The following is a 13,955-nucleotide window of genomic DNA, read 5'->3' as shown; positions in this document are numbered from 1 at the left end:
CCCTCCGGCTTGTCAACGAGAAGCAATCCATTCGGCATGACGTTTTTCCAGTTCCGAACGCACTTGGGCGAGAACATCCTCCAAGGCCCCTTCCACGGTTGCGCCCGCCGCCCTCGGGTGTCCTCCTCCCCCCAGCCCCCGGGCCACGGTCGCGGCCTCGACCATCTCCTCCTCGGACCGAAAGCTGATCTTGACCTGGCCCGGAACAAATTGGGAGAGGAGCATGGCAAAACGCACGCCGCGGACCGTCATCAGCTGGTGGACCAGCCCCTCCGTATCCGCCGGTACGGCTTCGGCCAGAGAAAAATCGTCCTGCTTAAGCCAGGTAACGGCAAACTCCCCGTCCCCTCCCCAAACCTCGATACGGGAGAGGGCACGGGCCCAAAGCGCCATGGAGGCCAAGGAACGGCTCTGATAGATACGGCTGCCGACGCGGGAGGGATCGACCCCCAAGCTCAGAAGCTCGGCCGCAAGCCGATGCGTCCTTGGGGTGGTGTTGCTGAACATGAAACTGCCGGTGTCCGTAACGAGACCGGTGTAAAGACATTCAGCGATCTTGGGAGTCAGGGCCCAGTCTCCCGCCCTCATGAGGCGGTACAGGAGCTCCGCCGTCGACGAGCAGGAGGGGTCCACGCAATTCAGGGTTCCGTATCGGGTGTTGTCCTCGTGATGATCCAGGTTCAGGACGACCGTCTCCCGCGACCGGGACCTCAGTCCTCGAACCCCGCGATCCTCGTTCGAGGAGTCGAGGAAGACATAGAGCTCCTCGGGGTCGTCGAAGGCGAACTCCTCGAAAAAAAGATACTCCTCCGTATGAGGCAAAAAGAGGAAGGGGGCCGGAAGAGCTTTATCCGGGCCCACCCAGCGCACCCTTCGCCCCTGGAGCCGGCCGGCCTCGAAGAGTGCCGCCGCCGACCCCACCGCATCCCCGTCCGCCTTCTGATGAATAAATATCGTCCAGGAAGGGCTCGAGCTCAGAAGTCCGGAAGCCTCGAGAAGAAGCCCTTCGGGGAACTCACTCATCCGTCGGCTCCCGCTCGGGGTCATCCTCGGATTCCTTTCCGGGAACGGAATCGAGCCCCAAACGGTTCAGGATTCCGTCGATCCGCTCTCCGTAGTCCAGGCTTCGGTCCTGGACGAACTCCAGGGCCGGAACATGTCTCAGGGTCAGCACCTGTCCCAGCAGGGTCCGAAGCGCCCCTCTGACCCCCTGCAGCTCCTCCAGAAGGGGCTCGCGTTTTTCCGGAGAAAGCGCGGTGAAGAACACCCGCGCGTGCTCCAGGTCCCGGGAACATTCCACCCCCGTGATGATGGCGTCCTTGACGGCCTCGTTCTTTATGCGCTGTTCCAGCAGGAGGGCTATCTCCCGCTGAAGCTGCTTGTTGATCCTCGCCATGCGGAAGCTACTCAAAGCCATTCACCTCTTCCGAAAAATCCCAGGCCGATCCATACCGGTCCCGGCACTTCCCAAGAAAGGCCGGACCGAACTTTGCGCCTCGAGGGGGAGGAGGCGCATTCGACGAACCCGGGACGAAAAATGAGCTGCGGCGCACATGGATGAAGCGGCACGCAGCCCACACGTCACCCCAAGCGGGCGTCAGCCCTACAGGCTGCGTTTCTCCTCGATAATCTCGTAGACCTCCAGGAGGTCGCCGGCCTCGAAGTCCTGGAACCCCTCGAGAGCGATGCCGCAATCGAACCCCGCCTTGACCTCGCGGGCCTCGTCCTTGAAGTGCCTGAGGGTCGAAATGCCGCCGTCCCAGATCACGATTCCCGCACGCACCACGCGCACACGCGCGTTGCGGCGAACCACCCCCTGCATGACGTGGGAACCGGCAATCTTCCCCGCCTTCGGGATCTTGAAGATCTCCCGGATCTCCACCTCTCCCAGACGCTCCTCACGCAGGGTGGGCTTGAGAAGTCCGCTCATCGCGGCCTTTACGTCGTCGATGACGTCATAGATGATGTTGTAGGTCCGAATTTCCACCCCATCGGCCTCGGCAGCGCGTTTGGCGTTGGAGTCCGGCCGGACGTTGAAGCCGATGACCACGGCATTGGAGGTCGAGGCCAGCATGACATCGGACTCCGCGATCCGTCCCACGCCCCGATGGACGATGGAGACCCCGACCTCGTTGGTGGCCAATTTTTCGAGGGACGAGGCCAGGGCCTCGAGGGAACCCTGCACGTCGCACTTCACCACGAGATTGAGCTGCGGGATCTGGCCGGACTGCATCTGGGCGTAGAGGTCCTCCAGGGAGGCCCGCTTCGCGGGGGCTCCGGCGTCGCGCTCCTGGGCACGGCGGTCCGCCAGGGCGCTCCTGGCCTCGCGCTCGCTCTGCACGACGGTGAAGGTCTCTCCGGGCTGCGGAACCTCATCCAACCCCAGAATTTCGGCCGGGATGCTCGGGCCGGCCTTCTTGAGCGGCTTACCGGCCCAGTCGAAAAGGGCCCGCACCTTTCCCCAGGCCGAGCCGAACAACACGATATCCCCGCGCTGCAGCGTTCCGCGCTGGACGATGACGGTCGCCACGGCTCCCTTGCCCTTGTCCAACTGGGCCTCCACGACGACCCCCGAGGGCGACGCCCCGGGCTCGCCCTTGAGCTCCTGCATCTCGGCCACCAGGAGCACCATCTCCAGAAGCTGGGGAATGCCGTCGCCGGTCTTGGCGGAGACGTCCACCATGATCACGTCGCCGCCCCATTCCTCGGGCACCAGCCCGACGTCCGAGAGCTGCTGACGGACCCGATCCGGCTTGGCCGTGGGTTTGTCGACCTTGTTCACCGCCACGACGATCGGCACCTTTGCCGCCTTGATGTGGTCGATCGCCTCGCGGGTCTGGGGCATGACCCCGTCGTCGGCTGCGACGACCAGGATGACGATGTCGGTGACGCTCGCCCCCCGCGCGCGCATGGCCGTGAAAGCCTCATGGCCCGGCGTATCCAGAAACACGATCGGCTTCTTGTCGTGCGTGACGATGTACGCGCCGATGTGCTGGGTGATCCCCCCCGCCTCCTGGGCCGTCACGTTGGCGTGCCGGATGTGGTCCAGCAGCGTCGTCTTTCCGTGGTCCACGTGTCCCATCACCGTGACGATAGGGGGGCGCTCCGTCAGCACCGCCTGTTTGGGGGCCGCCGGCTTCGCGGCGTCCCGCTTCGGCTTTTCCTCCGGAAGCTTGGGGGCAGCTTTCCTCTCCTCCAGGGTCAGAAGAAAATCCACCCCGAAGGCCGATGCCAGCACCTCTCGGACCTTGGCGTCGGCGGCGGCCGTAGCCGGGACCATCAATCCCGCTCCCATCAAAGCCTTGACGGCCTCCGCGCTTGAGACCCCAATTTTCTCGGCTATGGCCTTGATCGTGGCCCCCTCGCCGATCTCGACCGTCCTTTTTTCGGCCGCCTCCGGAGCCGTCTCGGGCGCCGGGGCGGACAGGGCGTCCTCCACCAGCTGGGCCGTTTCGCTGTCGATGGAACTCATATGCGTCTTTACCTCGATCCCCAAATCCTGCAACACCCTCATCAGATCCTTGTTGCTCTTACCCAATATCTTCGCCAATTCGTAAACCCGTATTTTGTTGTTCAAGGGCGCGTCCCCCTTCCCCAAGCAAGACCTTTATCCTGTCCGCCAGGCCACTTTTGCCCGGCAGGGCGATCACCTGCACCTGCCCCGCCCCAAGGGCCCGGGACAGCCGTTCGACGCTCAAAGCCGTATGGATGTGAGTATGAGCCCGTCCACGGTCCGATTCGGAGGCCATCCGCTCCGCAAACTCCAGCACCGAGGCGGAGCAGTCCTCCGCAGTCAGGACGAGCAAAGTTCCCTTGCCGCTCTGCGATTGTACACTATCCATGCCGATGAGGACCATCCCGGAACGCCGCGAGAGCCCGAGCAGAGAGCAGAACTCCTGCATGCGCTCCTCCGTGTCGCCGCAGCGCCCCCGCAGCTCGATGCAGCGTGCGAGCTCCTCGTAGCAGGAATCGGGAATCTCCGTCCTGAGAGCCCGTACGAGCGCACCGCTCCTCCTGGCCTTCTCCAGACACTCCCTCCGGACACAGAGGTACGCCCCGCGGCCGGGCAGCTTGCCGCGGGTATCCACCACGACCTTCCCCTCCGGAGATCGGACGATGCGGACGAGGGCCCTTCTGGGGGATTCCTCTCGGCACCCGACACAGGTACGAGGCCTCTGCCGAGAGAGCTCCACGTTATTCGGCCTCCACGATATCGTGGAAGATATCCTGCAGCGTCGGCATGCGCTCGACCTCGAGGGCGTTGATGTCGATCTTCCACCCCGTCAGGCGCGCCGCCAGCCGAACGTTCTGCCCCGCCTTGCCGATCGCCAGAGAGAGCTGGTCGGGATAGACATAGACCTGTACCGCATGCTCCTGGTCAAGGACGGGCTCGACCTTGGCCACCTTCGCCGGGGAGAGGGAGTTGCGGATATACACCAGGGGGTCGTTGCTCCAGATGATGACATCGATCTTCTCTCCCATCAGCTCCTTGCTGATGGCCTTGATCCGGGCCCCCGCATTGCCCACGCAGGCCCCCACGGGATCGACGTTGGCATCCAAAGTCACCAGCGCGACCTTGGCGCGTGCGCCGCCCTCGCGGACGATGTTGCGGATCTCGATGACCCCGTCCTGAACCTCCGGAATCTCGAGCTCCATCAATTTTCTGAGAAGGCCCGGGTGCGTCCGGGAGACCACGATTCTCGGCCCCCGCGTCATCTGGCGGACGTCCAGAACATAGAACTTCATGAACTCCCCCGGGACGTACTTCTCCCCGGGTATGCGCTCCTTGCGCGGCAAGATGGCCTCGGTGCGCTCGTTGAGGCGAACCAGAACCTGATCGTTCTCCGACTTGAAGATCACGCCGGTCATCATCTCTCCGACCTTGTCGGAGAACTCGTCATAGATCACCTGACGCTCGGCGTCCTTCAGGCGCTGGATGATCACCTGACGGGCCGTCTGCGCCGCAATCCTACCAAAATCGCCGGGATTCTTCTCCAGGCGCAGGACGTCGCCGACCGCGGCATCCCCGTACCCCAGCCTTTTCGCATCCTCGAGCGTAATCTCCGTATCGGGCGATTCAAGCGCCTCCACGACGGTACGCAGCTCGTTGACCACGACATTCCCGGTCTCGAAGTCGATGAGGACCTCCACATCCTGATTCCCTCCCTGATACTTTTTATAGGCGGAAATCAGGGCCGCTTCCAGGCTCAATACGATCAAATCCTGCGACAGGTTACGGTCCTTGGCTATTTGACTCAGCGCTCGTATGAAATCGCGCCCCAGCTGCATTCAAAGCTCCTCCTCATGATGTTTCCCGTTATCCTTGCCCGCCCGGCTCCGCTTCCCGGCCCCGTCCTTGACGCCCTTTTTCCTTTTGACGGGGGCCTTGGGTTCGAAGCCCCGAAAGACCAGCGCACCACTCTTGATGTTCGCGAACGGTATGGCTATTTCCCGCTCCTCCTCGGAGACGAACAGGACCACCGAGGTTTCCCCCACCTCCAGAATCCTCCCCGTCAGGGCCTTGCGCCCCTCCACGGGCTCCGTCAGACGGATGCGGGCTTCCCGTCCCCGAAACCGCCCATAGTGCTCGGGGGTGAAGAGAGGACGCTCCACTCCGGGGGAACTGACCTCGAGGTAATAACGTCCTCCGAGCTCCGGCACGTCGTTCTCGTCCAAGAAGCGATTCACCGCTTTCGATACCGTCTCGCAGTCCGATACGGTGATCCCCCCCAGAGAATCGATCAGGACACGGACCCTCTGCTGCGAAGATTCCGTACCGATGCCGACATGAACGCATTCGTACCCCAGGCGCTCGACGATCTCCTGAATGGGCCCTGCCGGAAATTCCATCCGTCCTCCCGTTTCCTCACCGCCCAACGGCCTCACACTCCTCCAGGCAACAAAAGCAAGGCCCGTCCCCTTGCACGTTTTACGCGTCCCTGCAAATATGCAACCTCGGACAACTCCATGATTCAGAGCCGCATGAACGACAAAAAGCACGGGACTTGAACCTCACAGAACGCTCTCGCAGGATGCAACGAAAAAGGAGCGGGCAAAAACCCACTCCTCAGGACCAACGCATATCGAAGTACGTTCAGTATACACAAGTTTTGCCCCAAAAGCAAGAAAAACGAGGCCGATCTCGGGAGTTTCTACGCTTTGGGCCTCTGAATCAGCTCGTACATCATCTGCCAGAATTTCGTTTCATCGATCGTGAAGATGATCCTGGCCTTCCGGGTCCCTGCCGGCCCCTGCTTGGCATATCCGAGACTACGGCCGTAGTCCACGGTGTACTCGCTATTCACGTCGATCCATTCCGTCTTCTCCTCCTTCACGATCGTCGGGTCGATGAGAATCGCCGACACGATCAGGTCCCAGACGAAGGAGCGGTACTTGGGATCCTTCGCGAAGCGGGAGTCGAAGCGCTCCTTGAACATTCGGACCAGATCCGGGTAGCCCCGGGGCAGACCGATCAGTTTCTCGTACTGTTTTTTCGTGAAGAGGACCTTCTCGCAGACGTCGAGCCCTACGACGATCTGCTCCTTGAAGGGAGCGCGGACCGCCATCTTCGCCGCCTCGGGATCGAACCACCAGTTGAACTCCGCCGAGGGGGTCGTGTTGCCCTGAACCTCGAAGGCTCCGCCCATATAGATCACGCGCTTGATCATGGGAACGATTTCGGGGGCCTTGCGGATGGCGAACGCCACGTTGGTGCAGGGGCCGATCGCCGCGATGGTGACCTCCCCGGGGAATTTCTTCACCTGTTCGATGATGAAGTCCGCGCCGTGCTGTTCGAGGATGCGGGTCGGGGACTCCTTGCCGTAGGCCTTCTTGTAGAACGCGCTCCAGGAGGCCGGACGCTCGTGTCCGAAGGCTCCGACGTATTTGGAGGGGCCGATGCCGAACATCTGTCGTTCGAGCGGCAGAGTCTCCAGGCGGCCCGCTCGGAGGGGCTCGACGAATCCCTGAGCGACGGGAATGTCCGCTCGGCCGATGATCTCGAGCTGGCGGACCCCGTAGGCCGTCCCCTCCTCCGCCCACGTATTCCCCGCTACCGTCACGACCCCAAGAAGGTCGATCTTGGGAGAATTGGCCAGCATGACCATCGCGATCCCGTCATCGAAGAGCTCGACCATGTCCGTGTCCAAGATCACCTTTTCCCGCCCCATCGACGCGACGGGCAACGCCAACAAAAACGACAGCACCAGCAAAATCCTACGCATCCTCAAAACCTCCTCCACAAAAATTTGCGGCTCCCCCACGCGAAAGACGGGGGGAGGGCGAAAAGCCCTTCGTCAAGTCTAACACGACAGCAACACGATTTGCCTTGGCCCCGCTCAATGCGCATGGCGCCGCACGAAGTCGTCGATCAGGCGGCGCGAGATGCTGAGGGGCTGAGGGATATCGGGCAGCTCCTCTGGCCCGTACCAGCCGGCGTCGTCCAGTTCCAGGCCATCGACAACGATGTCTCCCGAGCTCCAGCGCGCCGTGAACCCCAGCATCAGGGAGGAGGGAAAGGGCCAGGATTGGCTGCCGAAGTAACGGATATCTCCGACCGCGATACCGACCTCCTCGCGGACCTCGCGGGCCACCGTCTGTTCGAGGGTCTCGCCCGGCTCGACGAAGCCCGCAAGAACGCTGTACCGTTTGGAGGGCATACGCCGATTGTGTGCCAGAAGAAGTTTTCCATCGCGCTCCACGGCGACGATGATCGCCGGGTGCAGCGGGGCGTAAAAGACTCTGCCGCAGCCCGGACAGCTCAGTCCCCGGTCCTCCTCCCGGGCCGTCAGGGCCGTGGCACAACACGAGCAAAAGCGCATCGAACGCCGCCAATTCATGTACTGATAGGCCGCCCCCGCCAAGGCGAAGGCCTCCTCCCCGCAGCGAAGCCAAACCGAGCGAAGATCCAGCCAATCCGACCCCTGTGCCTCGAAGTTCTCCCCCACCTCGCACCAAGGGGCCAGGTCCTGCCAGGAGGACGGAAAATCGAGGGAGCAACGCAAAACGTCGGCCGGACGCTCCGGCCAGTCGAGGGAGGTGCCTCGAACCAGCAACCGATCACCCTTGAAGAGCAGCATTCAACGCCCCGCCCCCTTCACGACTCGGACATCCCCGACTCGCCGCGTGTATCCCTTGGAGTCGAAGAACTCGAGCACGGGCAGGATGAACTTCCGCGAGCTGTTCGTCGCATCCCGGACCGCCGCCAGAGTGACGTTGCCTCCGATCTCCCGCAGAATGTCGAGCATCACGTTCTCCATCTCCGCAGTCAGGACATACCCTCCCTCCAGCAGCACGAGGCTCTTGGTGTTTTTCAGGCTCTGGATCAGCTGCGTGAAGGCCCCTGGCTCCATCCCGAGCGCGGAGCGGACCTCCTCGAGAGTGGCGAGCTGCCAGCCCCTTTCCCGGCAAAAGGCCTCCAATGCCTCGCTGTTCCGTCGAAAATCGCCCTCGTTCCGAGCGACGAAGTCCGGCGTCCGGACCTTGTTGTCCTCCACCAGAATACGGCCCCGCTCCGTTAGGAGGGCCGCAAACGAGCGCAACACTCGGGCATCCGGCAAGGAAAGCCGGCGCATCAGCTCGTCCGTCGGCATGCCTCTCTCGGACGGAAACGCCTCCTGATACCCCCTCAGCGCCGAGAGCGCCTCCGTCTCCAGGGACTCCAGGCGCGAGGGGGAGACGTAAAACGTCCTCTCTCCCTTCAACTCGACGATCCCACCGCTCTTGGCGAGCCGGGACGCGATCAGCGCAAGGTCGGACGGGGCCTCCTGCACGGCAATCGCCGCGCGAAGCGAATCCATCATCCCCGCATCCTCGACCACACGGCGCAGCCGATCCTCGGACGTCGTGGCCGTTCCGAGCGCCTGGATGCGGGATACGGCTTCGGCGCGGGCCAAGGCACCCCGAGGCTTATGAGAATAGGGAAAGACGACCCGCCCGCCCCCGATCGTAACCAACGGGCTGTAGAAGCGGATGATGAAGCGCTGATCCGCCGTGCAGACCACCGGCTCCTCCAGAACGAGCTGGGCCGGCTCCTCCCCTCCTGGAGCGATCGTACGCGCACGGAGCAGCGCCACCCGAGCCAGGACGTCGGAGGTCCCGATGCAGAGCCGAACCCTCTGCCAGTGCTTCAGCGGTTCCGTCGCCGAGGAAAGGACCCGCAACACCGCGTCGAAGCAGCAGGTCGGAGAATAGACTCCCTTCCGGCAGACGACGTCGCCCCGGGCCAGCTCGTCCACCGAGATGCCCGAGAGATTGGCCGCGACCCTCTGACCCGCGAAGGCCTCCTCCACGGGCCGTCCGTGAACCTGAAGGCTTCGGATGCGCCCCTCTCGGCCGGAAGGAAAAACCTCGATCTCATCGCCGAGACGGGCAATTCCACGATAAGCGGTACCGGTTACCACCGTGCCGAATCCCGAGATCGGGAACGCCCGATCCACGGGGAGGAAAAGGGCCCCCTTACGGGGCCTGGGCCGAACCCGATCGACCAGTGCCCCAAGCTCATGCTTCAGCGCTTCGATATTCTCCCCGGTCACAGCGGATACAGGTACGATGGGCTTACCCTCCAAAAAAGACCCTCGCACAAACTCCTGGACATCCTCCTTCACCAAATCGACCATGCCGGGCTCGACCCTGTCGGCCTTCGTGATCGCGACAAGACCGTCCCGAACCCCCAGGAGCCCCAGAATGGCCAGGTGCTCGCGGGTCTGCGGCATGACGCTCTCGTCGGCCGACACGACCAGGAGGACGGCGTCGATTCCCGAGGCCCCGGCGACCATCTGGCGGATGAAACGTTCGTGTCCCGGGACATCCACGACGCTGACGACGCGCCCGTCCCCAAGACGGAGCGGCGCGAACCCCAGCTCGATGGTGATCCCCCTCTTTTTTTCCTCCAGAAGCCGATCGCAGTCTACCCCCGTCAGAGCGGAGATCAGGGTCGTCTTGCCGTGATCGATGTGACCGGCCGTGCCGAGCACCAGCGAGATCTCCCGTCCCTCGCTCATGCCCTCCCCTCCTCTCCGACCTCGATCCGGGCGAAAGCCGCCGCGATCGTATCCTCGTCCTTGCGGGAAAGCGTTCGAACATGCAGGAGCAGGGCGTCTTCACGCGCCCCGCAGAGCACCGGAACCTCGAGCCCCCTGAGCAACATCTGAAGATGGCCCGCCCCTCCGGCGGGATGCGCACTGACGGCAACCCCCCAGCCCGAGAGCGGAATCGCCGGGTAGGAACCGCCCCCCACGGTGTCCTCCACGGTGACGGCCTCCACGCGGGCCGCCGTAACGCGCCTCAGCTTCGCCGCCAGACGACGAGCCCGTGCGCGCATCGCCTCCGGTGCGAGACGCAGCATCGCCAAGGTCGGAATACGGTCCAGATCTCCCTTTGCGTAAAGTCGTATCGTGGCCTCGAAGGCCGCAAGCGTCATCTTGTCCACGCGCAACGCCCTCAGGACCGGATGACCTCTCAGCCTGTCCACGATGGCTTTCCTCCCCGCGATCACGCCGATCTGAGGCCCTCCCAGCATCTTGTCCCCGGAGAAGGTCACGAGGTCCGCCCCCTCCTCCAGGCAGGTGCGGATGTCGCACTCGCCCCGAAGCCCCAGAAGGCCGCCGTCGACCAAAAGTCCGCTCCCGGCATCCTCCATGAAGATCAGGCCGCGCTCGTGCGCCAGGGCCGCCAGCTCCGAACGCCCGGGGGCGGCAGTGAACCCCTCCATCCTGAAATTGGAGGGATGCACCTTCAGGAGCATCGAGGTCCGATCGGATATCGCGGCGGAGTAGTCCTTCAGATGCGTTCTGTTCGTCGTCCCGACCTCCACCAGGGTCGCCCCGGAGAATTCCATGATATCGGGAACCCGGAACGAGCCTCCGATCTCCACGAGCTCTCCGCGGGAGACCACCACCTCGGTCCCATGGGCCAGGGCGAAAAGACAGAGCAGAACCGCCCCGGCGTTGTTGTTCACGACCAGACACGCCTCCGCGCCGGTCAGAGCGCACAGCAGGCCCTCGATATGGGCGTTGCGGTGACCTCTGGCGCCTCGCGCCAGATCGTACTCCAAATTGCTGTATCCCTCGGCCGTGCGCACAACGGCCGAGACGGCCTCCTCCGCAAGCAGAGAACGCCCAAGGTTCGTGTGGATGACCACTCCCGTCGCATTGACCACAGGACGCAGGCGCGGCCGGCTCTCCGCAAGCAAAAGCGCCTGAAAACACTCCTGGAGAGCCTCGGACGAAATATCGGGCTCCTCGCCCGCAAGCATGCGCCTGCGGATAAGGGTCAACTCCCCATTCAGGACGCGCTTGACCGTCTCCCGGCCCAGCTCCTCGATCCACGGCAGCGTCCATTCCTGCGCCAGCAGGATGTCCATGCCGGGAATCGCGCGCATTTTCTTTTTGATATCCTCAATCATGATCAGGCCCGCTCCTCATCGTCTCTCTTCTGCACCCTCGCGTGCACTGGATAGTTTTCGCAAACCATTCTATAATAAGAAAGCAGTGGTCTCAAGAGTTACGGACTTCAGCCTGCAACACAGTCAATTCGTGGAGGGACTCGCAAGAATGATCACAATCAACGCTATGGGAAAGGCCTGCCCGGAACCCGTCACCATGACAAAGGCCGCTGTGGATAAAGGTGCGGAGGAGCTCGAGGTTCTCGTCGACAATCCCATATCGGCGACAAACGTCAAACGCTTTCTGGAGAGCAAGAATTTTCGCGTTCAGCTTCAGGATGACGAGGGCCGGCTGAAGCTCACGGCCGAACAGAAAACGCCTCCCCCTCCGCAGGTCCCGGTCCCGGCCGTCGCGCCCGTTCCCTCCCCCGAGCCCCGTCCTATGGAGGGCGAGGGGTCGGCCGTGCTGATCACATGCAAGACATTGGGGCAAAGCGATCAGGAACTGGGGGAGATCCTCATGAAGGGCTTTTTGGGCACGCTCTCCCAAATGGACACGCCTCCCGCCGTCCTGGCCTTGATGAACGAGGGCGTCAAGCTGGCACTTTTCGATTCCTCCACCTGCGACCACCTGAAAAACCTGGAAAAAAAGGGGACGACTGTCCTGGTGTGCGGAACCTGCACCAACCACTTCGGCATCACCAACAGTGTGGGGGTCGGAACGATTTCGAACATGTTCGAGATCGTCGAGAGCCTGAACAGGGCGGGCAGGATCCTGAGCCTTTAGGACAACGCAGAAACGGGAGTCCGGCACCGGACGAGAGAAGCGAGAAGCCGGATAAAAAAATCGAAAAAATATGCCCCGCGCCTTTATGGCGCGGGGCTGCATTTCTCGGTGAGGGATTCTAGTACATGTCCCCCATCCCGCCCATGCCGCCGGGCATACCGCCGGGCATGGGATCCTTCTTCTCGGGCTTGTCGGCAACGATGCCCTCGGTGGTCAGGACCATCGCGGCAATGGAGCCGGCGTTCTGCAGCGCGGACCGCGTGACCTTCACGGGGTCGATGATACCGACGGAGATCATATCGGTGTACTCGCCCGTTGCGGCGTCGAGGCCCTGTCCGGGCTTGAGGGTACGTACCTTCTCAACCACCACGTCGCCCTGGTATCCGGCATTCTCGGCGATCAGGAACAGGGGGGCCTTGAGGGCGCTCAGAACGATCTGGGCTCCGGTCTTGACGTCGCCGTTCAGCTTGGCCACGAACGGCTCGAGGGCAACGGCGCAATTCAGAGCGGCCACGCCGCCTCCGGCCACAATTCCCTCCTCCACAGCCGCGCGGGTGGCGTTGAGCGCGTCCTCGATGCGGTGCTTCAGCTCCTTCTGCTCGGTCTCCGTCGCAGAGCCGACCTGGATGACCGCCACGCCGCCCACTAGTTTGGCAAGGCGCTCCTGGAGCTTCTCCTTGTCGTAATCGGAGGTGGAATCCTCGATCTCCTTCTTGATCTGGGCGGCACGCTTGCGGATCTCATCGGAGTTGCCGGCGCCCTGCGTGATGGTGGTGTCCTCCTTGGTGATGCGGACCTTCTTGGCCTTGCCCAGCATGGAGAGCTCGGTGTTCTCGAACTTCAGGCCGACCTCCTCGCTGATGACCTGGCCGCCGGTGACGATGGCGATGTCGGCCAGCATGGCCTTGCGGCGGTCGCCGAAACCGGGCGCCTTCACCGCGGCCACCTGCATGACGCCGCGAAGCTTGTTCACGACCAGTGTGGCCAGAGCCTCGCCCTCGACATCCTCCGCAATGATCAGCAGGGGCTTGCCCGTCTGCACGACCTTCTCGAGGACGGGAAGCAGATCCTTGATGTTGCTGATCTTACCGTCGTGAATCAGGATGTAGGCGTCGTCGAAGCTCGTCTCCATGCGCTCGCTGTCCGTAACCATGTAGGGACTGATGTAGCCCTTGTCGAACTGAAGCCCCTCGACCATCTCGAGCGTGGTGCCCACGGTCTGGCTGTCCTCGATGGTGATGACGCCGTCCTCGCCCACCTTGCTCATGGCCTCGGAGATCAGCGCGCCCACGGCGCTGTCGTTGGCGGAGATGGAGGCGACCTGCGCGATTTTCTCCTTCTCCTTGACGGGGATGGACTTCTTCTTCAGCTCCTCGACCACGAAGTCGATGGCCTTCTCGATCCCCTGGCGCATCTGCATGCCGTTCGCGCCCGCAGCGACGTTTTTCATCCCCTCGCGGATGATGGCCCGGGAGAAGATGGTGGCGGTGGTGGTGCCGTCTCCGGCGATATCGTTGGTCTTGGACGCCACTTCCTTCAGAAGCTGCGCGCCGGCGTTCTCGAACGGATCCTCGAGCTCGATCTCCTTGGCAATGGTCACTCCGTCGTTGGTGATCGTGGGAGAGCCGAACTTCTTCTCCAGGACGACGTTGCGCCCCTTGGGCCCAAGGGTCACGCCGACCGTATCCGCAATCTTGTCGATGCCGCGAAGCATTGCGCGGCGGGCATCCTCGCCGAAAGAAAGAATCTTGGCCATAATTTATAGTCCCTCCTTAGAAAACTTTC

12 protein-coding genes are annotated in these 13,955 nt (G+C 62.9%); 1 reads left to right on the top strand and 11 read right to left on the bottom strand.

From position 1 onward, the window contains the following. Positions 1-12: 12 nt before the first annotated feature. From EII26_RS01735 to selA, 10 genes are all read right to left on the bottom strand, one after another. The gene (locus EII26_RS01735) at positions 13-1,023 is read right to left on the bottom strand and encodes a DHH family phosphoesterase (protein WP_158612095.1); all 1,011 of its coding nucleotides are present in this window, start codon (positions 1,021-1,023) and stop codon (positions 13-15) included. Further along, entirely contained in the window at positions 1,016-1,417 is a 402-nt protein-coding gene (gene rbfA, locus EII26_RS01730; protein ID WP_124887416.1) for a 30S ribosome-binding factor RbfA, read from the bottom strand. Before rbfA ends, EII26_RS01735 begins: the two co-directional genes overlap by 8 nt. A 186-nt stretch (positions 1,418-1,603) precedes the next feature. Then, entirely contained in the window at positions 1,604-3,514 is a 1,911-nt protein-coding gene (gene infB / locus EII26_RS01725; protein WP_233572556.1) for a translation initiation factor IF-2, read from the bottom strand. Positions 3,515-3,530: 16 nt separating this feature from the next. After that, positions 3,531-4,193 (bottom strand): RNase P modulator RnpM, encoded by a 663-nt coding sequence (gene rnpM, locus EII26_RS01720; RefSeq protein ID WP_124887414.1) that lies wholly within the window; start codon positions 4,191-4,193, stop codon positions 3,531-3,533. Between the two features lies 1 nt (position 4,194). Beyond that, complete coding sequence (gene nusA, locus EII26_RS01715) at positions 4,195-5,289, bottom strand: transcription termination factor NusA (protein WP_124887413.1); 1,095 nt, start codon at positions 5,287-5,289, stop codon at positions 4,195-4,197. Further along, entirely contained in the window at positions 5,290-5,850 is a 561-nt protein-coding gene (gene rimP / locus EII26_RS01710) for a ribosome maturation factor RimP (RefSeq protein WP_124887412.1), read from the bottom strand. It abuts the gene before it with no gap. Between the two features lie 302 nt (positions 5,851-6,152). Then, the gene (locus EII26_RS01705; protein WP_124887411.1) at positions 6,153-7,223 is read right to left on the bottom strand and encodes a nucleoside hydrolase; all 1,071 of its coding nucleotides are present in this window, start codon (positions 7,221-7,223) and stop codon (positions 6,153-6,155) included. A 114-nt stretch (positions 7,224-7,337) separates the two neighbouring features. Continuing rightward, positions 7,338-8,078 (bottom strand): NAD(+) diphosphatase, encoded by a 741-nt coding sequence (gene nudC / locus EII26_RS01700; RefSeq protein ID WP_124887410.1) that lies wholly within the window; start codon positions 8,076-8,078, stop codon positions 7,338-7,340. Continuing rightward, positions 8,079-10,001, bottom strand: coding sequence for a selenocysteine-specific translation elongation factor (gene selB, locus EII26_RS01695; RefSeq protein WP_124887409.1), 1,923 nt, complete (start codon positions 9,999-10,001; stop codon positions 8,079-8,081). Continuing rightward, on the bottom strand, positions 9,998-11,404 hold the full coding sequence (gene selA / locus EII26_RS01690; protein ID WP_199735022.1) for an L-seryl-tRNA(Sec) selenium transferase: 1,407 nt from the start codon (positions 11,402-11,404) through the stop codon (positions 9,998-10,000). Before selA ends, selB begins: the two co-directional genes overlap by 4 nt. Before the next feature lie 148 nt (positions 11,405-11,552). Between selA and yedF the strand changes: the two genes are divergently transcribed. Continuing rightward, entirely contained in the window at positions 11,553-12,170 is a 618-nt protein-coding gene (gene yedF, locus EII26_RS01685) for a sulfurtransferase-like selenium metabolism protein YedF (protein ID WP_124887407.1), read from the top strand. A 118-nt stretch (positions 12,171-12,288) separates the two neighbouring features. Here yedF and groL read toward each other — a convergent pair whose 3' ends face one another. Continuing rightward, positions 12,289-13,926 carry a chaperonin GroEL gene (groL, locus tag EII26_RS01680; RefSeq protein ID WP_124887406.1) on the bottom strand — a complete coding sequence of 546 codons (1,638 nt, stop codon included), beginning with the start codon at positions 13,924-13,926 and terminating at the stop codon, positions 12,289-12,291. Positions 13,927-13,955 lie beyond the last annotated feature (29 nt).

It is taken from the genome of Fretibacterium sp. OH1220_COT-178 (assembly GCF_003860125.1).
Lineage (GTDB): Bacteria > Synergistota > Synergistia > Synergistales > Aminobacteriaceae > CAJPSE01.
The sequence above is the reverse complement of the archived record's forward strand: the minus strand, read 5'-3'. Positions and strand labels throughout refer to the sequence as shown.